At 71.1% G+C, this 20,578-nt stretch carries 17 protein-coding genes; 10 read left to right on the top strand and 7 right to left on the bottom strand.

Annotated elements, in window-relative coordinates; translation table 11 throughout:
* Positions 1-12 precede the first annotated feature (12 nt).
* The 3 genes from IMZ11_RS25355 (at position 13) to IMZ11_RS25345 (ending at position 3,398) form a co-directional block, all read left to right on the top strand.
* A complete protein-coding gene (locus tag IMZ11_RS25355; RefSeq protein WP_374462710.1) occupies positions 13-747 on the top strand; it encodes an adenosylcobinamide amidohydrolase in 735 nt (244 codons plus the stop codon).
* An 81-nt stretch (positions 748-828) separates the two neighbouring features.
* Positions 829-1,584, top strand: coding sequence for an ABC transporter ATP-binding protein (locus IMZ11_RS25350; RefSeq protein WP_228644845.1), 756 nt, complete (start codon positions 829-831; stop codon positions 1,582-1,584).
* Positions 1,569-3,398 (top strand): hypothetical protein, encoded by a 1,830-nt coding sequence (locus IMZ11_RS25345; RefSeq protein WP_228644844.1) that lies wholly within the window; start codon positions 1,569-1,571, stop codon positions 3,396-3,398. The genes IMZ11_RS25350 and IMZ11_RS25345 overlap by 16 nt, the downstream gene beginning before the upstream one ends.
* Here IMZ11_RS25345 and IMZ11_RS25340 read toward each other — a convergent pair.
* Entirely contained in the window at positions 3,388-5,133 is a 1,746-nt protein-coding gene (locus IMZ11_RS25340; RefSeq protein ID WP_228644843.1) for a serine/threonine-protein kinase, read from the bottom strand. The genes IMZ11_RS25345 and IMZ11_RS25340 overlap by 11 nt on opposite strands.
* Positions 5,130-6,731: a zinc ribbon domain-containing protein gene (locus tag IMZ11_RS25335; RefSeq protein ID WP_228644842.1), complete on the bottom strand. Its 1,602-nt coding sequence runs from the start codon at positions 6,729-6,731 to the stop codon at positions 5,130-5,132. The genes IMZ11_RS25340 and IMZ11_RS25335 overlap by 4 nt, the downstream gene beginning before the upstream one ends.
* 196 nt (positions 6,732-6,927) lie before the next feature.
* Between IMZ11_RS25335 and IMZ11_RS25330 the strand changes: the two genes are divergently transcribed.
* Both IMZ11_RS25330 and IMZ11_RS25325 read left to right on the top strand, forming a co-directional pair.
* Positions 6,928-8,106: a sensor histidine kinase gene (locus IMZ11_RS25330; protein ID WP_228644841.1), complete on the top strand. Its 1,179-nt coding sequence runs from the start codon at positions 6,928-6,930 to the stop codon at positions 8,104-8,106.
* The gene (locus IMZ11_RS25325) at positions 8,103-8,774 is read left to right on the top strand and encodes a response regulator transcription factor (RefSeq protein WP_061256343.1); all 672 of its coding nucleotides are present in this window, start codon (positions 8,103-8,105) and stop codon (positions 8,772-8,774) included. Before IMZ11_RS25330 ends, IMZ11_RS25325 begins: the two co-directional genes overlap by 4 nt.
* Here IMZ11_RS25325 and IMZ11_RS25320 read toward each other — a convergent pair.
* On the bottom strand, positions 8,717-9,415 hold the full coding sequence (locus IMZ11_RS25320) for a hypothetical protein (RefSeq protein WP_228644840.1): 699 nt from the start codon (positions 9,413-9,415) through the stop codon (positions 8,717-8,719). The two genes, IMZ11_RS25325 and IMZ11_RS25320, sit on opposite strands and share 58 nt — an antisense overlap.
* Positions 9,416-9,611: 196 nt before the next feature.
* Between IMZ11_RS25320 and IMZ11_RS25315 the strand changes: the two genes are divergently transcribed.
* The 3 genes from IMZ11_RS25315 to IMZ11_RS25305 are packed head-to-tail and all read left to right on the top strand — an operon-like array spanning position 9,612 to position 13,585.
* Entirely contained in the window at positions 9,612-11,771 is a 2,160-nt protein-coding gene (locus IMZ11_RS25315) for a DUF6421 family protein (RefSeq protein WP_228644839.1), read from the top strand.
* 44 nt (positions 11,772-11,815) lie between these two features.
* On the top strand, positions 11,816-12,472 hold the full coding sequence (locus IMZ11_RS25310) for an SDR family NAD(P)-dependent oxidoreductase (protein ID WP_228644838.1): 657 nt from the start codon (positions 11,816-11,818) through the stop codon (positions 12,470-12,472).
* Between the two features lie 39 nt (positions 12,473-12,511).
* On the top strand, positions 12,512-13,585 hold the full coding sequence (locus tag IMZ11_RS25305; RefSeq protein ID WP_228644837.1) for a low specificity L-threonine aldolase: 1,074 nt from the start codon (positions 12,512-12,514) through the stop codon (positions 13,583-13,585).
* Between the two features lie 68 nt (positions 13,586-13,653).
* Here IMZ11_RS25305 and IMZ11_RS25300 read toward each other — a convergent pair whose 3' ends face one another.
* Entirely contained in the window at positions 13,654-13,950 is a 297-nt protein-coding gene (locus tag IMZ11_RS25300; RefSeq protein ID WP_061256352.1) for a DUF3467 domain-containing protein, read from the bottom strand.
* A gap of 188 nt (positions 13,951-14,138) precedes the next feature.
* The gene (locus IMZ11_RS25295) at positions 14,139-14,849 is read right to left on the bottom strand and encodes a DUF305 domain-containing protein (protein WP_228644836.1); all 711 of its coding nucleotides are present in this window, start codon (positions 14,847-14,849) and stop codon (positions 14,139-14,141) included.
* A 138-nt stretch (positions 14,850-14,987) separates the two neighbouring features.
* Here IMZ11_RS25295 and IMZ11_RS25290 point away from each other — a divergent pair, with 138 nt between their 5' ends.
* A complete protein-coding gene (locus IMZ11_RS25290) occupies positions 14,988-15,713 on the top strand; it encodes a DUF3105 domain-containing protein (protein WP_228644835.1) in 726 nt (241 codons plus the stop codon).
* A gap of 4 nt (positions 15,714-15,717) precedes the next feature.
* Here the strand turns inward: IMZ11_RS25290 and ald are convergent, their stop codons facing one another.
* A complete protein-coding gene (gene ald / locus IMZ11_RS25285; protein WP_228644834.1) occupies positions 15,718-16,833 on the bottom strand; it encodes an alanine dehydrogenase in 1,116 nt (371 codons plus the stop codon).
* 353 nt (positions 16,834-17,186) lie between these two features.
* On the opposite strand from ald, the gene IMZ11_RS25280 reads away from it, so the two are divergent.
* On the top strand, positions 17,187-18,143 hold the full coding sequence (locus IMZ11_RS25280; RefSeq protein WP_228644833.1) for an excalibur calcium-binding domain-containing protein: 957 nt from the start codon (positions 17,187-17,189) through the stop codon (positions 18,141-18,143).
* Between the two features lie 82 nt (positions 18,144-18,225).
* On the opposite strand, the gene IMZ11_RS25275 is transcribed toward IMZ11_RS25280, so the two are convergent.
* Complete coding sequence (locus tag IMZ11_RS25275) at positions 18,226-20,478, bottom strand: molybdopterin cofactor-binding domain-containing protein (protein WP_228644859.1); 2,253 nt, start codon at positions 20,476-20,478, stop codon at positions 18,226-18,228.
* Between the last annotated feature and the right edge of the window lie 100 nt (positions 20,479-20,578).

Raw genomic sequence — 20,578 nt, 5'->3', positions numbered from 1 at the left:
CCCGGCATGAGAATGACACTCGGATACCGGGACGAGGACGGGGCGCGGCTCGCGTCGTTGCTGTGGGAGTTCGGGCCGGGCTGGCGGATGATCTCCTCGGCGATGCTCGGCGGCGGCATCGGCCCCCGGGAGTGGGTGCTGAACGCCCAGGTGATCGCCGCGTACGCGCGGATGGACCCGCTGGACCACCTGGCCGAGCTCGGCCCGGAGGGCGCGGGCCCCGGCGTCGGCATGCTGACGGCCGCCTCCGTCGACCGGTACGTCCTGGCGTCCGACGGGGGAGTGGACGCGGTCGCCACGGTGGGGCTGCGCGTTCCGACATGGGCGGCGTCCCCCGAAGGCAGGCCCGACCCGGAACTGCGTCCCGCGTTGCTGGATCCGGTGCCCCCGGCCGTTCCCGCCCCCGGGACGATCAACATCGTGGTGGCCGTACCGGTGGCGTTCACCGACGCGGCGCTGGTCAACGCGGTCATGACCGTGACGGAGGCCAAGACCCAGGCCCTGATCGAGGCCGGGTTCCAGTGCACGGGCACGGCCTCCGACGCCGTCTGCGTCGCCGTACGGGACACCGGGGCGGGCGGCCGGCCAGGGGACGGCACAGGGGATGGCACGGTGGATGGCACGGTGGATGGCACGGGAGAGCTCTTCGGCGGCCCGAGATCCACGTGGGGTGCGCGGATCGCCCGAGCCGTGCACCGGGCTGTGCTCGCGGGAGCCGAACAATGGACGGCGACGCACCTCGGATGATGGAATTTCGTGATCCGCACCTGCATGCCCCACACGCGGCCCGGCCAGACCCCCCCACGCCAGCGCACCCGGAGAGCCTCCATGACCTCAGCGTTAGAGATCACCGGACTGTCCAAGACCTTCGCTGACAAGGTCGCGGTCGACGGCATCGACCTGGTGGTCCCCCAAGGTTCGTTCTACGGTCTGGTCGGTCAGAACGGCGCGGGCAAGACCACGACGCTGTCCATGGCCGTCGGCCTGCTGCGGCCGGACGCCGGCGGCTCCCGGATCTTCGGCGCGGACGTCTGGACCGACCCCTCCACGGCCAAGGCCCTGGTCGGCGTGCTGCCCGACGGTCTCGCGATGCCGGAACGGCTGACCGGGCGCGAGGTGCTCACCTATCTCGGGCTGCTGCGCGGCCTGCCCAGGGACGTCGTCGCCGAACGCGCCCACGAGCTGCTCGCGGTGCTGGAGCTCGACGAGGCGGAGAAGACCCTCGTGATCGAGTACTCCACGGGCATGCGCAAGAAGATCGGGCTGGCCATCGCCCTGCTGCACGCCCCGCGGCTGCTCGTGCTCGACGAGCCCTTCGAGGCCGTCGATCCCGTCTCGGCGGCCACGATCAAGACGATCCTGCGGGGCTTCGTGGCGGGGGGCGGCTCCATCGTCCTGTCCAGCCACGTCATGGCCCTGGTCGAACAGCTCTGCGACCACGTCGCCGTGATCGACAAGGGCAGGGTCGCCGTGGCGGGGCCGCTGGAGGAGGTCAGGGGCGGCCGATCCCTGGAGGACACCTTCGTCGAGCTCGTCGGAGCGTCCGACCTCGGGACGGAGGAGCTGTCGTGGCTGTCGCGCTGACCATGGTCGCGATGAAGGCGGCCATCCTCCGGAACTCGATGACCGGCCAGAAGGGCAGCCTCATCGCGACCGGCGGCGGGCTCGGGCTGATCCTGGTGGCCGGGACCATCGCCGCCGCGGTCCTCGACGGCGACCTGCTCGCCGCGGCGTACGCGATCTGGATGCTCGGATGGATCTTCGGCCCGGTCTTCGCCGGGGGCGGCGACGAGACGCTCCGCCCCGAGTACTTCACCCTCATCGGCCTCCCGCCGCGCCGCCTGGCGACCGGCCTGCTGGTGTCGGCCTTCGTCGGCGTCGCGCCCGCGATCAGCCTGCTCGCCCTGACCGGGCTCGTGGTCGTCGGCGTACGGCAGAGCCCGCTGGCGGGCCTGGTCGCGCTGCCCGCCATGGCCCTGCAACTGGCGATCTTCGTCCTGCTGTCCCGGGTCGCGGTGGCCGTCCTGGGCATCGCCCTGCGCTCGCGTGTGGGCGCGATCAGCGCCGGCCTGATCAACGGCGTGATCCTGGCCGCACTCGGCCAGGGCTGGATCCTGGCGGTGGCCCTCGGCCAGGCGGGCGGGCTCCCCGCGGGGGTGTCGGCGACGGTCCGCTACCTCCCGTCCGGCTGGGGGCTGATCGCGGTCGAGGCGGCGGGCGCCGGTGACTGGGGGCACACGGCCCTCGCGGTCGGCGCGATGGCGGTGCTGGTCGTGCTGCTGCTGGCCGCCTGGGCGGCGCTGCTCACCCGGCGGGCGGGCGCCACCAGACCGTCCACCCGAGGCCGGCGGCCGATGAGGGCCTCGACCGTGTCGGGCGCCGTGCTGGCCAAGGAACTGCGCACCTGGTCGCGGGACCTGGTGCGGACCCACCAGCTGACCTTCGCCCTCGCCTACGGCGTCTTCTTCACCGCGGCCCCGCTCGCCCTCGGGTGGAACGGCATGCTGCCCCTGGCCGGGCCGATCTTCATCGTCATGGCCGCCGCCATGTCGGCCAACGTGTACGGCATCGACGGCACCGCCTTGTGGCTCACGCTGATGTGCCCGGACGCGGCCGACGTGCGGGGCAGGCAGCGGGCCTGGCTGCTGACCGTGGGGCCCGTGGCGGTGACGCTGACCCTGGCCTTCACCTCCGTGACCGGAGGGCCGTGGCCGCTGGTGCTGGCGCTCACGCCGGCCCTGCTCGGCGGCGGCGCCGGGATCGTGGTCCTGATGTCGGTGTACGGGCTCATCCCCGGCACCGATCCGCATCGGCGCGGCGGCAACCCGCTGCGCTTCACCGAGGACGACGGCGCCATGACCGGCCAGGCGTACGCCGTACTGGCCCTGGTGGCGCTCACCGGGGCGCCCGCGGGGGTGGCGGCGGCGTTGTCCGGCTGGCCGGGCGTGGCCGTGGGCGTGGTGACCGGCGTCCTGTGCTTCTGGTTGTTCGGGCTGCTCGCCCAGCGGCGGCTGCACAGCAACGGGCCCGAACTGCTCCACATGATGCGCACGGGCAAGCGGCCCCCCGCCGCACCCGGGAGCCGATGGGGCTGGGTGAGGTTCGAGGATCTCCCGCGCCGCGTGCGGATCGTCTCGGTCGTCTGCTGGTCGACCGGAGCCATCCCGCTGTTCCCTCAAGGCATCGTGGCCGGCGTCTTCAAGATCAACGCAATTTCGGAACGGAGCTGGTTCCTCGCGCTCTATCTGCCCGAGGCGCTCCAGTGGCCGGTGATCGTGCTCATGGTCCTGCTCGGCCTCTCGATGTACGGCCTGGGCCTGTGGCTGCCCTACCGTCACCGCGCCCGTCACCGCGACAGCACGGCCTCGCGCGGTGACGTCCAGAGCCTCACGGAGTGAACTGCACGGTGTTGACCATGTGGTCGATCAGGCTCTGGTCGCACTTCGCGCAGAAGAACGTGATCAGGACCGACGACTCCCCGGTCTCCTGCCGTACGACGTAGGCGGAGAAGTCGAGCCGGCCGCCCTGCTGGGGGTCTCCCGCCACGCCCGTCAGCTTCACGGCGGGCCGCGCGCCCACCGTGACCGCCATGGGAGCGCCGGTGAAGGCGACGTTCCCTGGTAGCGCGGACTGCAGGCTCTGCTGGAGTTCCACCGGTGAGTCCGACGTGCTCAGGGCGTTGTTGACCTGGGCGAAGATCCCCGAGGCGCGTTCCGGCTGCCCGCTGATGATCGGGTTGACCGTGGACCAGTCGGTGTTGCCCGGGATGGCGAACAGCGCGTTGAATTCGTCGGTCGCGGGCGTTGCGATCATCCACTGGTCGCCGTTGGTCTTCGCGGTCCCCCAGGTCGACGGGTAGGCGATGGTGAAGGGCGCCGCGACAGAGCCGGGATAGGTGTTCCAGCTCGCCGAGGTGTCCCCGCCCCGGGTGAGGATCAGCGCGGCGGCCACCACGATCGAGACCAGTACGGCACACCCGCCGATCAGCGGCCCCAGCGGCAGCCGGCGGCCCCGCTTCGCCGGGGCGGTGGCCGCGCCGTCGTCCCGTGACCCGGGGGGATTCGACGTGGGATGCGACGTGGGATGGGACGTCGGGGGATACGACGTGGGAGGACGGGAGGTGGACGGGTGTGACACGGGAGGGTACGACGTCGACGCCGACGATCCCGGCGGGTAGGACGAGTGGCCGGAGGAGGGGCCGGACGCGAAGCCGGGCCGCCCGTGCGCCGGGCTCGCCGCCGCCTCGTCCCCGTCGCCGCCACGAACGCCGCCATGAACGCCGCCGGAACCGCTGATCGCGTCGCGCAGGGCCGAGACGAACGCCTGGCACGTCGGGTAGCGCTCCTCCGGTGACTTCGCCAGGGCACGCGCCGTCACCTGGTTGACCGCGTGCGGCAGGTCCGGGCGGTACGGCGTGAGCGGGGGCGGCTCGTGCGAGACGTGCGCGTACAGCAGGGCGAGCTCCGTGTCCCGCTGGAACGGCGGGAGCCCGGTGAGGGCCTCGTACGCCACGCAGGCGAAGGCGTACAGGTCGCTGCGCCCGTCCACGGGCAGTCCGCGTATCTGCTCGGGGGCGACGTACCGCGGCGTGCCCATGAAGTGCCCGTGACTGGTCAGTCCCGCCTCGGCGGACGAGCTCTTGGTCAGCCCGAAGTCGGTGAGGTAGACGTGGTCGTCGTCCGCCACCAGGATGTTGGCCGGTTTCACGTCGCGGTGGACCAGCCCGTTGGCGTGCGCGGAGTCGAGCGCCGAGGCGATCTGCGCGAACAGCCGGTTCGCGCGCGCCACCGGCAGCGGTCCCGCCGACTGCACGAGCCTGCGCATGTCGCTGCCCTCGACGTACCGCATGGCGATGAACAGCAGCTCGTCCTTCTCGCCCGCCTCGTAGATCGGGATGATGTTGGGGTGGTCGATGCTCGCGACCAGCCGCGACTCCCGGACGAACCGCTCGCGGAACCTGTGGTCGTGGGCGAGTTGCGGCGCCAGGATCTTCAGGGCGACGGCACGCCCGAGCCGCCGGTCCCTGGCGCGGTAGACGGTGGCCATCCCGCCGCGGCCGACGACCGCCTCGATCGTGTAGTCGCCCAGCGTGCGGCCGACCAGCCCGGCCGGCGTCGAGGGTCCTTCGGTCATCGCGAGTCCGCCGGATGCCCGCAGAATCCGCAGAACCGGTGGCCCTGCCCGAGCCGCATCCCGCACTGCGTGCAGAACTTGAGCTGCGCCTGTCCGCGCGGCGGTGACGGGTCGCCCGGGGGCCGTACATCCAACGGCCGGACCTCGACCGGCCGCGCGTCCTGCGCTCTCTCCGGGACCTCCGGCGTGCCGGAGGCGGGCGTCGCGGACACCGGCACGTCGAACGAGGGCGCGTCGAACGGATGGGCCTCGAACACCTGGGTCCTGGCGGGTGGCCAGGACGAGACTGGCACGGCGTCCTGACGTGGTGCCGCCTCCTGATGGCCGTCCTCGTGCCGTCCGGGCTCCCACAGGCCGTCCGGAGCGGGCGCGGGCTTCCCGGCGCCGGACCCCCTGCGGCGCAGCACGGCGGGTACGGCCACCGCCGCGATCACGATGATCACCGCGGCTCCGCCGCCCACCCAGAGCAGCGGTGACACCCCGGACGACCGCTTCTCCGCGGGCCCAGCCGACGGCGACGGCCGGTTGCCGGTGTCCTCGGCGGTCCCCGCCTTGGACCTGGCGACCTTGAGGTGGTCGAGCGCGACCGCGTGGTCCGGCCGCAGGTTGAGCACCTGGAGCAGCACGGGGACCGCTCCGGCGTAGAGCTTGTTGTGGTAGGACGCCAGCGCGCTCTCGTACACGACGTCGACCGGGCCGCGGCGGGGCGTGACCCCGGCGGCGACCAGCGAGGTGCGGATCTCCTCGACCGGTGTGATCGTCAGAGGGGTGCTGGAGTCCCCGGCCAGCAGTCCCACGACCTCGCTCTTGTTGTCGTCGATGAGCGCTCCGCCCGCGGCGCCGTCCTTGAGCAGCTTGGCGAGCTTGTCCCGGTCCTCCTGCTTGAACGTGCGGGTTCCGGGCGGGTCGAGGTGGGCGGTCTCCGCCTTGGCGGGCTGCTTCGCCGACGGGCGGCCGGCGAACGAGATCACGTCGAGGGCGACCGCGGACTGGCCGAGCGAGACGCCCATGGGGACGGTGGGGAGGGTCTGCTTCTCACCGCCCTTGGTGACCTTCAGCACCGCGGGGGCGGCGGGGGAGGTGCCGGTCGTCAGGATCTGCGCGGGCAGCCCGTCCGGTAATGGGGGGTCGAGATAGGGGAAGACGGTCACGTTCGTGGTAACGGTCGCGATGCACGTCGAGTTCGGACCCTGTGGCGGGTAGCAGGCCTGTAACCGCCGGTTCAGGTCGGCGTCGTCGAGGGAGTGCCGGGAGAAGTCCGCCGGGACCTTGACCTTGAAGTACTCGGCGAAGACCTTGTTCGCGGCGTAGACCCTGGGGTCGCGGCTCGACTGCACCACGCCGGTCGCGGTGACGACCACCCCGTCCGGGGTGACCGTGAACCCGCTGCCGTCGGCCAGGTCGGTGTCGTACTCCCGGACGATCTGCTGGATGACGCTGCGGTCGTCGAGCAACGTGATCGAGACGTGCGAGGTGGACTCGACGCGTACGGCGCCGGGGGTGACCCGGTCCGTGGAGCCGCTGGGATGGGGGTGCAACGGCAATGAGAGCATGCCGAGGGCGCCCAGCCCCGCAATGAGGGAGTGCAGGGAGGGCATCTCCGCCTCCTATGACCCGGTGGGAACAGTCCAAGGGTCCCAGTGCGGAGAGTGATGTTCAAGGGTCCGCACAGTGACCGACATTCAGTTGATACCGGTGCTCGATCGCGCGGCCACTTGTAAATGGCTTGGCAACGAATTGAAGACGTGGTCAGGCCCGTATCCCCGACAAGTGGGGCATATTAGTGTGCCCCGTATGCCCTCCCTCATCCGGCATCTACGTACGCTTCCCCTGGTCGATCTCCTGATCGGCGTCGCGGTGATCGTTCTCGGCACCGTCGAGGCGCTGACGGTCGCGACGTCGTACGGCGCGGCGGAGAACCCGGAGTTCTGGTGGATGCTCCAGGCGATCGTCACCGGCGTGCTGGTCGTCTACCGCCGCAGGTTCCCCGTGGCGGTCTTCATCCTGATGCTGCTCGCGCAGTACGCGTGGCACCGGCAGGGGAACGAAGAGTGTCCGGTCTGGCAGCTCGCCTCGCTCCTCATCGTCTTCCACACGCTCGGCGCGAAGCTGCCGCCGAAGCCGGGGGCGTCCTGGGCGATCGTGGGCATCCTCGTCTTCGACTCGGGCGCCGTGGACCACCGGACGCTTCCCCTGGAGGAGGTCATCTTCTTGACGGTCATCTTCGGCTCCGCGTACCTGACCGGGCTGGCCCTGCGTGGCTACCAGATGCGCGCGCAGCGGATGACCGAGCGGGCGGTCCACCTGGAGCTGGAACGCGAGCGACGGGCCGCCGAGGCGGTCGCCGCCGAGCGCACCCGGATCGCCAGGGAGCTGCACGACGTCGTCGCCCACAGCGTGAGCATGATGGTCATGCGGGCCGGGGTGCTGCGCCGCAGCCTCGGGGGCGACAACGAGATCCTCTCCGGCATCGAGCAGACCGGCAGGGAGGCCGTCGAGGAGCTGCGCATCATGCTCGGGGCGCTCAGGATGCCGCAGGACGAGGCGCTGCCCCAGCCGGGCCTGGACATGGTGGACAGCCTCATCTCCACCGTCGGCTGGTCGGGGCCGCGCATCGGCCTCACCGTCGAGGGCGACCCGGTACGGCTGCCGCCCGGTCTCGACCTGTCGGCGTACCGGATCATCCAGGAGGCGCTGACCAACGCGGTGAAGTACGCGGGCGAGGCCGAGGTCGCGATCAGGATCGCCTACCGAGAGGACGTCGTGGAGCTGGACATCGTCGATAATGGCACGACCGGCCAGCCTGCGGCCGGGACCGGGCTGTCCACCGGCAACGGCCTCATCGGCATGCGCGAGCGGGCCGAGCTGTTCGGCGGCTCGCTCGAGGCGGGCCCCACGGCCGAGGGCGGTTTCCGGGTCCACGCCAGGCTTCCCATCTCCCAAGGGATCTCCATGAGCGAGCGTGCGCGATGAGCGCCGAACCCCCGATCCGCGTCGTCCTCGCGGACGACCAGGCCATGATCCGCGCCGGGCTGCGGATGGTCGTCGAGAGCGAGCCCGGCATGGAGGTCGTGGGCGAGGCCGCCGACGGCGTCGAGGCGGTGGCCATCGCGCGGCGGTTCCAGCCGGACGTCGTTCTCATGGACATCTCGATGCCGCGGCTGGACGGCCTGACCGCGGCCAGGCAGCTGCTCGACACGCCCCGGCCCCCGAAGATCATCATGTTGACGACCTTCGACACCGACGAGAACCTGTACGCCGCGCTCCGCGCGGGGACGAGCGGGTTCCTGCTCAAGGTGTCGCCGCCGGAGCAGCTCGTCGAGGCCATCAGGGTCGTCGCCGGAGGCGACGGGCTGCTGGACCCGGCCGTGACCACCCGGGTGATCGCCTCCTTCGCCGGGCGGCACGAGCCGGTCCGCCCACCGCAGCTCGCCGAGCTGACGCCGCGCGAGCTGGAGGTGCTGCGGATGCTCGCCCGCGGCCTCACCAACGCCGAGATCGCCGGGGAGCTCTTCGTCGGCGAGGCCACGGTCAAGACCCACGTGGCCCGCGTGCTCATGAAGCTGAACCTCCGCGACCGCGCTCAGGCGGTCGTGTTCGCGTACGAGTCGGGCGTGGTGACCCCGGGGGCGGCGGGGTAGTAGGCCGCCCACGCGTCGTCGCCCATGCGCAGCACCTTCAGGCCGACCGCGCCGAGAGCGACGACGGGCAGCGCCCAGAAGAGGATCGTGAGCGGGCCGTACGGCACGGGGAACGACGCGATGTAGCCGATCGCGACCGTGAGCGGCACCCACCAGTGGACCGCCCCGGCCCGCCACACGGCGGTCAGCAGCAGGGGCAGGGAGACGAGGCCGATCATCCCCGGGAGCACGAAGGCGAAGGTCTGGTGCGGCAAGTCCATCATCTCGTTCAGGATGCGCTGTGCCTCCTCCGGCGGGTAGTGCTGTCCGAGCCACCACTCGACCGGGTCGGTCATCAGCAGCGATGACAGGTTGATGTAGCCGAGGACGGTTATCACGCCGGCGATGTGGCCGAACACCACGGCGCGGCGGCGTACGAAGTGGAGCAGGCCGACGGCCGCGACGGCCATCAGCAGCCAGCTCCAGTGATAGAGCGCGGATTCGAGCTGGGCGAGGGCGGGGTTGGCGCCGTAGCTGACCGCCTCGCGGTCGTCGCCCCAGGTGCCGGGGTCGACGATCACCGCGATGAGCTGCAGCAGCGGAGCGAGGATCAGCAGGGTGCCGGTGGCGACGCGCCTGAACCGGGTCGAGTTCTTGAGCATGGACGTTCCTCACGATGACGCGCGTGCGATCGCGTTCCGATCGCGTTTCGATCGCAGCGGGACGTTAGGTCTCCGTCCCGCCGGCGTACGTCCACCGGCGGGGTGATTCACGGTCCACCGCTCGGGTGACTTGTGGTCACAGGTGTCGGTATGTGTATATTTTCCTGCAGATAGGTCCTGATTCGGGAGATATTTCATGACGACGTTCCCCTCGATCCTGTTCGACGAGGCACACAGCGAGGCATGGACCATCCGCCGTGAGGTCGCGGAGGCCATGAATCCGGCGCATCCCGACGACAACAGCTACGCCAGAGCCGCGGCGACGCTGCGGGAGCTGGGCCACGCGGTGACCGCCCACACCGGGGGGCCGATCACGCCCTCGCTGCTGAGCGCCCACGACGTCTTCGTCGTCGCGCACCCGTCGGGCGAGCTGTGGGAGCGGACCACCGGGCTGGGCAGCCCCGTCTTCCCCGCCGAGGAGCTGGACGCGATCGAGGCGTACGTCGCCGACGGCGGCGGGCTGGTCGTGCTGGCCGAGTGCGAGCAGGAGAAGTACGGCAGCAACCTCGCCGACCTCCTGGCCCGCTTCGGTGTCGGCATCGAGCACGTCACCGTTCAGGATCCCGCTAACTGCCACAACAAGGTCGCCACGTGGGTCCTCGGCACTCCGCTGACCGGCCCCGTGCCGGCCGCCGCTCCCGCGAAGAGCGACGAGCCCGCGCAGGATCTGCTCGCGGGCGTCCGGCGGGCCTGCTTCTACCGTTCCGGCACGTTGGTCCCGCCGCTCGGCGCGACCGTGCTGTTCGAGACGTCGGCCACCGCTGATCCCGCCCGTCGCCCGCTCGCCCTGGCCGTACGGCACGGCAGGGGACGGGTGGTCGTGCTGGCCGACTCCGACCTCTTCGGGGACGACTCGATCGGCGAGTTCGACCACGAGCGCCTCTGGGGGAACCTCGTCACCTGGGTGGCCAGGGACCCCGCCGAGACCGCCCACGCCGCACGGCCGGCGGAGGGCTCCGGCCAGAACTCCGCCGAGAACTCCGCCGAGAACTCCGCCGTGAACTACGCCGAGGTGTTCGCCGGGCTCAAGGCGGCCGTCGAGGAGCTGCGCGGCCTGCAGGCCAAGGACGGGTCTGTGGTGGGCGACCGTGACCGGGCCGTCGCGCTCGTCGGCGACATCGTGGACCACGTCGTACGGCTCATGCCGCGCTTCCCGCACGACCGCGTGTACCTGGAGGCGGTCGTCGCCGACTTCCGCACGTGGGTGGCCGACGGGCTCGGCGTGCCCGACTTCCTCGACTCCCTTGAGGCGTTCCACCCCGACACCCAGCGTGTGGACGGGCTGGAGCACCTCGTCGTCTTCCCGATGTACACCCAGAACGGCAACCTCGACCGCAACATCGAGGCCGTCTGGATCCGCACCGTCTGGCCCGAGTGGCTGGCCGAGCTGGAGCGCGGCGGCTACGACAACCCGATGTTCGTCCCGATCGCGTTCGAGGACTTCACCTCGGGCTACGACACCAACTCCGCCGTGCTGTTCCCCGAGACCGTCGCCGTCAGGCGCACTCCGCCCGCGTTCACCTGGGGCGGCATCTTCTGCGACCGCGAGGCGGCCAGGTTCCGCGTGGTGAGCCGGGCCGCGGCGGCCACGCTGAAACTGGCCCTGCCGCCGGACGCGGCCCGGCTGCTCGCCTCCCAGCAGCTCGCCCAGGACACGTTCGTGCTGTGGGACCTCGTCCACGACCGCACCCACAGCCACGGCGACCTCCCGTTCGACCCCTTCATGATCAAGCAGCGGATGCCGTACTGGCTGTACTCGCTGGAGGAGCTGCGCTGCGACCTGACCGCGTTCGGCGAGGCGGTGAAGCTGGAGGCGGACGGCGTTCCGCAGGCCAGGTACGTCCAGTACGCGATCCTGTTCGACCGGCTGTTCCGCTTCCCGATCACCGGTGACCGGGTGCGCAACTACGACGGGCTCGGCGGGCAGCTGCTGTTCGCCTACCTGCACAGGAACGACATCGTCCGGTGGACGGACAACCGGCTCACGATCGACTGGGACCGGGTCGCCGGCGGTGTCGCCGACCTGCGCGGCGAGGTCGAGAAGCTCTACCGCGACGGCATCGACCGGGCCAAGCTCGCCCACTGGCTCGCCGCGCACCAGCTGGTGGCCGCCTACGTCGAGCCGCATCCCGCCTCGGTGTGGCACAAGGGAGTGGACGCGCTGCCGGTCGAGGGCTTCCCGAAGGCCGTCGTGGACGCCGTCCTCCCGGACGAGTTCCCCCTGAGCATGTTCTACGAGGCCCTGCGTCGTAAGCTCGCCGATGTCGTCGAGTCCACCAGGGGTATCCGGGCGTGAGCCGGTCCACCCGCACGAGCCGTACGCGAGAGAGTGAGTGAGCGATGAGCAGAGTGATCCTGGTCGCCGGCGCGGCCGGTCCGGCCGGGCAGGCCGTCGTCCGCCGGTTCGAGGAACTCGGTGACACCGTGATCGGCGTCGACCGCACCGGCGCCGACGGGTGCCTTCCGATCGACCTCCTCGACGAGCAGGCCGTACGCGAACTGGCGAAGCGGATCGGCGACGAGCACGGACGGGTGGACGGCATCGTCCACCTCGTCGGAGGGTGGCGCGGGTCGAAGACCTTCGCCGAGACCTCCCTCGACGACTGGAACCTGCTGCACGACCTGCTCGTCCGCACGCTCCAGCATGTCTCGCTCGCGTTCGAGCCGCTGCTGCGCGCCAGCGACGACGGCCGGTTCGCGATCGTCTCGGCCAAGGCGGCGCAGGCGCCCACCCAGGGCAACGCGGCGTACGCGACGGCGAAGGCGGCGGCGGAGGCGTGGACGCTCGCGCTCGCCGACGCCCTGAAGGGCACGGCGTCGGCGGCGACGATCCTGGTGGTGATGGCCCTGGTCACCGAGGCCATGCGGGCGGCCAACCCGGATCGGCCGTACAAGGGGTACACCGACGTCGCTACCCTGGCGAAGGCCGTTTCCGACCTGTGGGAGCGTCGCCCCGAGGACGTCAACGGGCAGCGGATCGACCTCACGGCCGTCTGAGTACGCCTGAGGAAATGTGAGAGGACAGGGGGAGCTTTCGTGACCACGGATGCCGTTCGGCGGCACGATCCCGAGATCAAGACGTTCGCGAGCGACAACTACGCGGGCGTGCATCCCGAGATCCTGGAGGCCATCGCTCTCGCCAACGGCGGTCACCAGGTCTCCTACGGCGACGACGTCTACACGGAGGCGACGCGGGAGATCTTCCGCGGGCACTTCGGCGAGCAGGCGGACGTGTGGCCGGTCTTCAACGGCACCGCGGCCAACGTCATCTCACTGCGCTCGATGTGCTCCCCCTGGGAGGCCGTGGTGTGCGCGGAGACCGCGCACATCAACACCGACGAGGGCGGCGCGCCCGAGGTCACCGGTGGGCTGAAGCTGCTTCCCGTGCCGACCCCGGACGGCAAGCTCACGCCCGAGCTGATCGACCGCCAGGCGTGGGGGTTCGGTGACGTGCACCGGGCGCAGCCGCGGGTGGTCTCGATCTCGAACACCACCGAGCTGGGCACGCTCTACACGCCCGGCGAGATCAAGGCGATCTGCGACCACGCCCACGAGCTCGGCATGCTGGTCCACATGGACGGTTCGCGCGTCACCAACGCGGCGGCCGCCCTGGACGTGCCGCTGCGCGCGATCACGACCGACGCCGGCGTGGACGTGCTCTCGTTCGGCGGCACCAAGATCGGCCTGCTGCTGGGAGAGGCCGTGGTCGCGCTCAACCCCGCCGCCGTCGCCGGCCTGCCCTACCTCCGAAAGACGAGCATGCAGCTCGCCTCCAAGATGAGGTTCGTCTCGGTCCAGTTCGAGGCGCTCCTCGGCGGCGACCTGTGGCTGCGCAGCGCCCGCCAGGCCAACGCGATGGCGGCCCGGTTGGCACACGCGGTCCGGGACATCCCCGGCGTGGAGGTTCCGCGGCCGGTCGAGGCGAACGCGGTGTTCGCGATCCTGCCCGCCGACGCGGCCGACCGGCTGCGCAAGCGCTTCCGGTTCTACAACTGGAACGAGCAGATCGGCGGCGGCCGGGTCGAGGTCCGCTGGATGTGCGCCTTCGACACGACGGAGGCGGACGTCGACGCCTTCGCGGCCACTCTCGCCGCCGAGATGCACGCCTGAGCGTGTCCGGACACCCGGGCCGCTCGTGAGGGATCCGGAGACCGGCCACAAGCTCTGCGCCCGCAGGCTCAGAGCTTGTGGCCGGTCTCTTTCTCGAAGGCCGTGAGCTGCTGTTCGAGCGCCTTCATCAGTTCGAAGACCTGGGCCGGTGGAAGCCGGATCCGGCTGACGATCCGCGTCGGCACGCTGACGTACGGCGTGCCCGACTGCGGGTCGTCCGCGAGAGCCGGTGGCCGGGTGATCACCGCGAAATCCAGGATGAACCCGTCACGGGTATGCCAGACCGAGGCGAAGTTGGCGTACTGCCCCGCTTCGACCTCGGCCGAGATGCTCACCTCGAGGCGGCTCTCCGGCTCTTCAATCAATGTTCGACTCTCCTCCGGACACTTCCCCTCATGTTGCCCTGGCGAGCGCGATTCCGCGCGTTATGACACGACTCGATTCCCAGAGGTCGATTCATCGCGTACCGGCGGACGATCGAGGGTGACTGAGGGCGACTGAGGGCGACTGAGGGTGACTCAGGGGTGATGCGCGGGAGTTCTGAAGGGGCGGCTCAAGGAGTCAGGATCGACGCGAGCGGCTGCGCGCCGCGCGCGCGGAGGAAGTCCTTCATCAGCGTGATCTCGGCGGTCTGGCCGTCGACGATGTGCTGGGCCAGCTCCCTGACCTCGGTGCGGTCCGACAGCCGCACGACACCCCTGGCCATGTCCACGCCGCCCTCGTGGTGACGGATCATGAGCTGAAGGAAGAGGATCTCCGCGTCCCGCCCCTTGGCCGCGCGCAACCGGTCCATCTCCTCCGGCGAGGCCATCCCCAGCATCGCGCCCTGCGCTCCGTTCACGGCCGCGCTCTGGGTCGTGGCGCCGTGGCCGTGGCCCGACATCCACGCCATCGGCGGGCGGTCCGACGCCTGGTCGAGGCCCCACTGCTGGAGCCAGCCCATGAAAATTCCACGCTGGGTGGACTGCGTGGTGATGATGTCGTAGGCCAGGTTCCTGATCGGGCCGTCCGTGCTCACGTCCCGGACGGCGAAGGCCATCTCGACCGCCTGCGCGTGGTGGGTGGACATGTCCCTGGCGAATCCGGCCTCCGGCGACGTGTCGCCCGGGGTCCCCGACCCGCCCATCAGCAGCAGGAGCGCGGCCGCCGCCGCCACGAGGGCGATCAGGACCACCAGGAAGGCGTTCCTGCGGGGCCGCGCCGCCATGCCGGCCGCGGGATCGGCGGCCGGTTCCGCGGCAGGGGGAACGGTCTCGGTGCTCATCGCTCCACAGGCTACTCGGCGCGACGGCGCGACGCGGCCTCACGACGGGGGCATCGCGCGGGGCGCCGACCGCTCCGGCCAACCCACTATTCTCCATACGCAATGCGGGGCGTTTCGTGACCAGTTGCTGGAGGACCGATGAGTAAGGAAAAGGCGCAGGCGCGGCGCGAGCACCTCGCCCGCATGCGTGCGGAGCAGAAGCGCAAGGAGCGGCGCTCCGCGCTGCTGATGTGGGGGATCGGCGGTCTCGTCATCATCGTGCTCGTCGGCCTCGTCGGGTTCTACGTCATCAACGACCAGGCGCAGAAGTCGCTGACCGGTGTGAAGACGTTCGCCTACAAGGGGTCGGAGCACACCTGGGACAAGGTCTCCTACACCGAGTCCCCGCCGGCCGGAGGCCCGCACAACAACTACTGGCAGAACTGCGGCATCTACGACCAGCCGATCCATAACGAGCACGGCGTGCACTCGCTTGAGCACGGCGCCGTGTGGATCACCTATCGGCCTGGGCTGCCGCAGGGCGACGTGGACGCGCTCAAGTCCCTCGCGTCGAGTGACTACATGCTCCTCAGCCCGTACGAGGGGCTGAAGAGCGACGTCGTGGTGAGCTCGTGGAACCACCAGCTCGCCCTCAACGGCGCCGACGACCCCCGCCTCCCGGCGTACATCAAGAAGTACAAGCAGAACCCGACCTACACCCCCGAGTTCGGTGCCGCCTGTGACCGGGGCATCGGCACCACGTCGGCCCAGCAGGCGCTCCCGACGCCCGACCCCTCGGCCGATCCGCACTCCGACGCCACGGCCCAGCCGTCCACTGAGCCGTCCACTGAGCCGTCCGCCGCTCCGAGCCCGGCCGCTTCCTGAGCCGTCACGCGAACGCCTGCTCCAGGGGCACCGCCTCCAGCCCGTGCGCCTCGGCCACTGGCCGGCTGGTCAGGTGCCCCTCGTGGGCGTTGAGCCCCCTGGCGAGCGCGGGATCGGCCATCAGCGCGTCCCGCCAGCCGAGGTCCGCGATCGCCAGCGCGTACGGCACCGTCGCGTTGGTCAGGGCGAACGTCGAGGTGTGCGGCACCGCGCCCGGCATGTTGGTGACGCAGTAGAACACCGAGTCGTGCACGCGGTAGACGGGGTTCGCGTGCGTCGTCGGCCGTGAGTCCTCGAAGCAGCCGCCCTGGTCGATCGAGATGTCGACCAGGACGGAACCGCTCTTCATCCTGGAGACCAGGTCGTTGGTGACCAGCGTGGGCGCCTTGGCCCCCGGCACCAGCACCGCGCCGATCACCAGGTCCGCGTCCAGCACCGCCCGCTCGATCTCGTACGCGTTGGACGCCACGGTCTGGCAGTGCCCCTGGTAGATGACGTCGGCCTGGCGGAGCCGGTCGATGTCGAGGTCCAGCAGGAGCACCTCGGCCTGCATTCCGAGGGCGATCACCGCGGCGTTCATGCCGGAGACGCCCGCGCCGATCACCACCACCTTGGCCGCGTAGACGCCGGAGACGCCGCCCATCAGCACCCCGCGTCCTCCGCCCTGCCGCATCAGGTGGTACGCGCCGACCTGGGGGGCGAGCCGGCCCGCGACCTCGGACATGGGGGCGAGCAGCGGCAGCGCCCCCGTCGCCGTCTGGACGGTCTCGTACGCGATGGCGGTGACGCCCGAGTTCAGCACGGCCCGGGTGCACGGCTCCGACGCGGCCAGATGCAGGTAGGTGAAGAGGACCTGTCCCTTGTGCATCCAGTGGTATTCCTGGGGGACCGGCTCCTTGACCTTGAGTACGAGCTCGGCGCGGGACCAGACCTCTTCGCCCGATTCCAGGATCTCCGCGCCCGCCCCGATGAAGTCGTCGTCGGTGATGGCGGATCCGACACCGGCCCCCCTTTCGACGAGGACCGCGTGGCCGTGCCGTACCAGCTCGTGGGCGCCGGCGGGGGTGAGGGCGACACGGTATTCGTGGCTCTTGATCTCGCGCGGAACTCCGACCTTCATGCCTTCACTGTCCGTGCCGTGGAACCGTAGCGGCAGGTCACCCGACGCAACCGATTGCATATCGTTCGTCACAAATTGTGGTGAATGTGTATTCGTGAAATACCGCTGATCATCCGATTACCTCGCCATGGCATAGCTCGATAGGCTCTGCGACGATGTCAGGGATCGAGGTCGGGATGCAGAACACGCCGGTTCCAGGTGACCAGGGGCCCGATCACAGGCCGGACGGTCCGCAAGCCCCGCCGGGAGCCCCCCTGGCGGCCCCATCGCCGGCTCCGCCGGGCGCCGATGGCCCGCCAGGGCCAGGTGCCGCACCGGGCCCCGCTCCGGCCGTCACGCCGGGCTTGCCGGGTATGCCGGGTATGCCGGGTACGGCCCAGCAGGGTCCCGCGCAGGCGACCCGCGGGACCACGATCGTCCTCGCCGTCGCCCTCGTTCTCGTCGTCGTCATGACCGGCGTGCTCGGCGCGGTCGCCGTCCTGATGACCCGCAACCAGGACACGCCCCCGCTGTCCCGTACGGCGCCGCGCACCCTGCAGACGTCGATCCACTTCGCGCCGGTCACCGGGGTCCGCCAGGGGCCGTGCACGGGGACCGACGCGGTGCCCGACGACGCGGGGACCACCTGTTACCAGCTCGATCCGGGGGTCACGGTCACCACCGTCCAGAAGATCGAGCCGGTGGCGGAGCAGAACGGCACGTACTCCATCCGCGTGGTGCTCTCGCCCGCCACCCGCGAGCAGGTCGCCGAGCTGACCCGGGAGACGGTGAAGCAGCAGCTCGCCATCGTCGTGGGGGAGAAGGTGGTCGCCGCGCCGCGCGTCGCCCAGGAGATCACCCAGGACAGCCTCAGCATCGCGGGTTTCACGAAGGCCGACGCGGACGCCCTGATCGCCCGTCTCCTCGGCAGCGGCGCGGGAGACACCGGCACGGGCACGACCGGTGACACCGGCGGCGGTGCGGGAGACACGACCGGGGGCACCGGCGACACGACCGGAGGCACCGGGGGGCCGAACCCGCAGCAGTCCACAGCCGGGACCCAACCGCCCGGCCCCACCGGAGCCGCCACGGGCGCCGACACCGGCAACACGACGGGCAACACGACGGGCAACACGACGGGCAATACGACTGGGGCGACGCAGGGCCATGTCACCCAGGGCGGCCAGTCGAGGGAGCCCGGACGCTACGCGACCTGCAAGGAGGCCCGTGCGGCCGGCTACGGGCCGTACACCAAGGGCGTCCACGAGGAGTACGCCTGGTACGTCGACGCCAACAACGACGGCGTCGCCTGCAACTCGCCCGACCTCTGACCTCCTTGGTGAGGCGCGGCCCGGGAGCTCACCACCGCGCCGAGGACGGCCGGATCGGACGAAACGATCCGGATGCCGCCGATCAGCTCGCGCGGCCGAACGCGATGTCGTCGGGGCGGATCGGGACGCGGGGCAGCCCGAGCCCCGTCGCCGCCCGTACGGCCGCCGCCACCGCGGGCGTGGACGACAGCGTGGGCGGCTCCCCGGCCCCGCGCAGGCCGTACGGCGCGTGGGGGTCGGGGTTCTCCAGGATCGACAGCCGCATCGGCGGCATGTCCAGGATGGTCGGGATCAGGTAGTCGGTGAACGACGGGTTCGTCACCTTTCCATCGCGCACCTGGATCTCCTCCATCAGGGCGAGGCCGAGGCCCTGCGCGGAGCCGCCGTGGATCTGGCCCTCCAGGGCGAGCGGGTTCAGGATCCGCCCGACGTCCTGTACGGCGGCGAGTTCGACGACCTTGACCAGACCGAGGTCCACGTCCACGTCCACGACCGCCCGGTGGACGCACAGCGCGAGCTGGGTGTGCGAGTCGCCCTGACCGGTGACCGGGTCCATGGGGAACGTCGGCCGGTGGCGGTACTCCCGCGTCTCCTCGACGGGCCCGAACCGGTCGAGCAGCTCCTCAAGGGAGAACCCGGGGTTGGCGGCGCCGAGCTCGTCCAGGCGTTCCCGTACGGCCGCGCACGCGGTCTTGACCGCGCCGCCGGTGACGTAGGACTGGCGTGACGCGGACGACGAGCCCGCGGAGCCGACGGAGGTGTCCGCAGGGGCCACGGTGACCCGGTCGACGCCGAGCTCGGTGCGGGCGATCTGCGCCTGGACCGCGACGAGGCCCTGCCCCACCTCGGCCGCCGCCGTGTGCACGAGCACGTGCGGCTCGCCGCCGAGGAGCTCGATCCGGACCCGGGCGGTCGAGTAGTCGTCGAAGCCCTCGGAGAAGCAGATGTTCTTGATGCCGACGCCGTACCCGACGCCGCGCCGTACGCCCTCGCCGTGGGTGGTCTGGGCGACGCCGCCCGGCAACGACCGCAGGTCCGCGGGCCCGGGAAGCGGCCCGGGAAGCGGCCCGGGAAGCGGCCCGGGAAGAGGCATCGCCTCCAGCTCGCGGAGCATCGAGGCGAGCGGCGCCGGGGTGTCGATGAGCTGCCCGGTGGCCAGTCGCGACCCCTGCGCGACGGCGTTGCGCACCCGGATCTCGACGGGGGACAGGCCGCATGCCTCCGCGAGCCGGTCCATCTGCGACTCGTAGGCGTAGCACGCCTGGACCGCGCCGAAGCCGCGCATGGCGCCGCACGGCGGGTTGTTGGTGTACGTGCCGTACGCGTCGATCGACACGTTCGCCACCTCGTACGGCCCGACGCCGAGGGAGGCGGCGTTGCCGACGACGGCGGGTGAGGACGAGCAGTAGGCGCCGCCGTCGAGCAGGATCTCGGCCCGGACGTAGACGAGCCTCCCGTCTGCGGTCGCCCCGTGCTCGTAGCGCATCCACGCGGGATGCCGGTGGACGTGCCCGAAGAACGACTCCTCACGGCCGTAGACGATCTTCACGGGGCGGCCGGTGCGCAGGGCCAGCATCGACGCGTGGATCTGCATCGACAGGTCCTCGCGGGCGCCGAAGGCGCCGCCGACGCCCGCCAGTGTGAGCCGTACCTTCTCCTTCGGCAGGCCGAGGCACGGCGCGACCTGGTCCTGGTCCACGTGCAGCCACTGGGTGGCGACGAAGAGGTCCACGCCGCCGTCGTCCGCCGGTACGGCGAGGCCGGACTCGGGACCGAGGAACGCCTGGTCCTGCATGCCGACCTCGTACTCGCCGGTGACGACCACCTCGGCCCCGGCTCCGTCGCTCGTGCGGGCCTCCGGCCCGGCCGATCCCACCCTCACCGGTTGGTGCCGCACGATGTTGCCTCCGGGGTGCACCGGGGGACAGGACGGGTCGAAGGCCGCCCGGCGGGGATCCACGACGGCCTCGCGGACCTCGTACTCGACGACGACGGCGGCGGCCGCCCTGCGAGCCGTCTCGGGGTGGTCGGCCGCGACGACGGCCACCGGCTCGCCCTGGTAGCGCACCTGGTCCACGGCCAGCACCGGCTGGTCCTTGTGCTCCAGGCCGTAGAACTTCTCGCCGGGCACGTCCTCGTGGGTCAGTACCGCGAACACGCCCGGCATGGCGAGGGCCGGGCCGACGTCGATCGAGCGGATCCACGCCGACGGGTGCGGGCTGCGCAGCGTCGCGCCCCACAGCATGCCGTCCAGCCACAGGTCGGAGGCGTAGGCGAACTCGCCGGTCACCTTCAGCGTTCCGTCGGGGCGTGGGGCGCTCGTGCCGACGCCCATGCCGGTGCGGGTCTCGGTCTGCAACGGTCGCTCCCCACTTCCGGCCTGCCTTCACGCCGCCGCCGACCTGGCCGTGTCCGCCGGGCCCGGGGCGTACCGG

Origin of the sequence: Microtetraspora sp. AC03309, assembly GCF_020826795.1 — a bacterium.
GTDB classification, from domain to species: Bacteria; Actinomycetota; Actinomycetes; order Streptosporangiales; family Streptosporangiaceae; genus Microtetraspora; species Microtetraspora glauca.
Note: the sequence above shows the minus strand (reverse complement) of the source record. Positions and strands in the feature narration are given on the sequence as shown.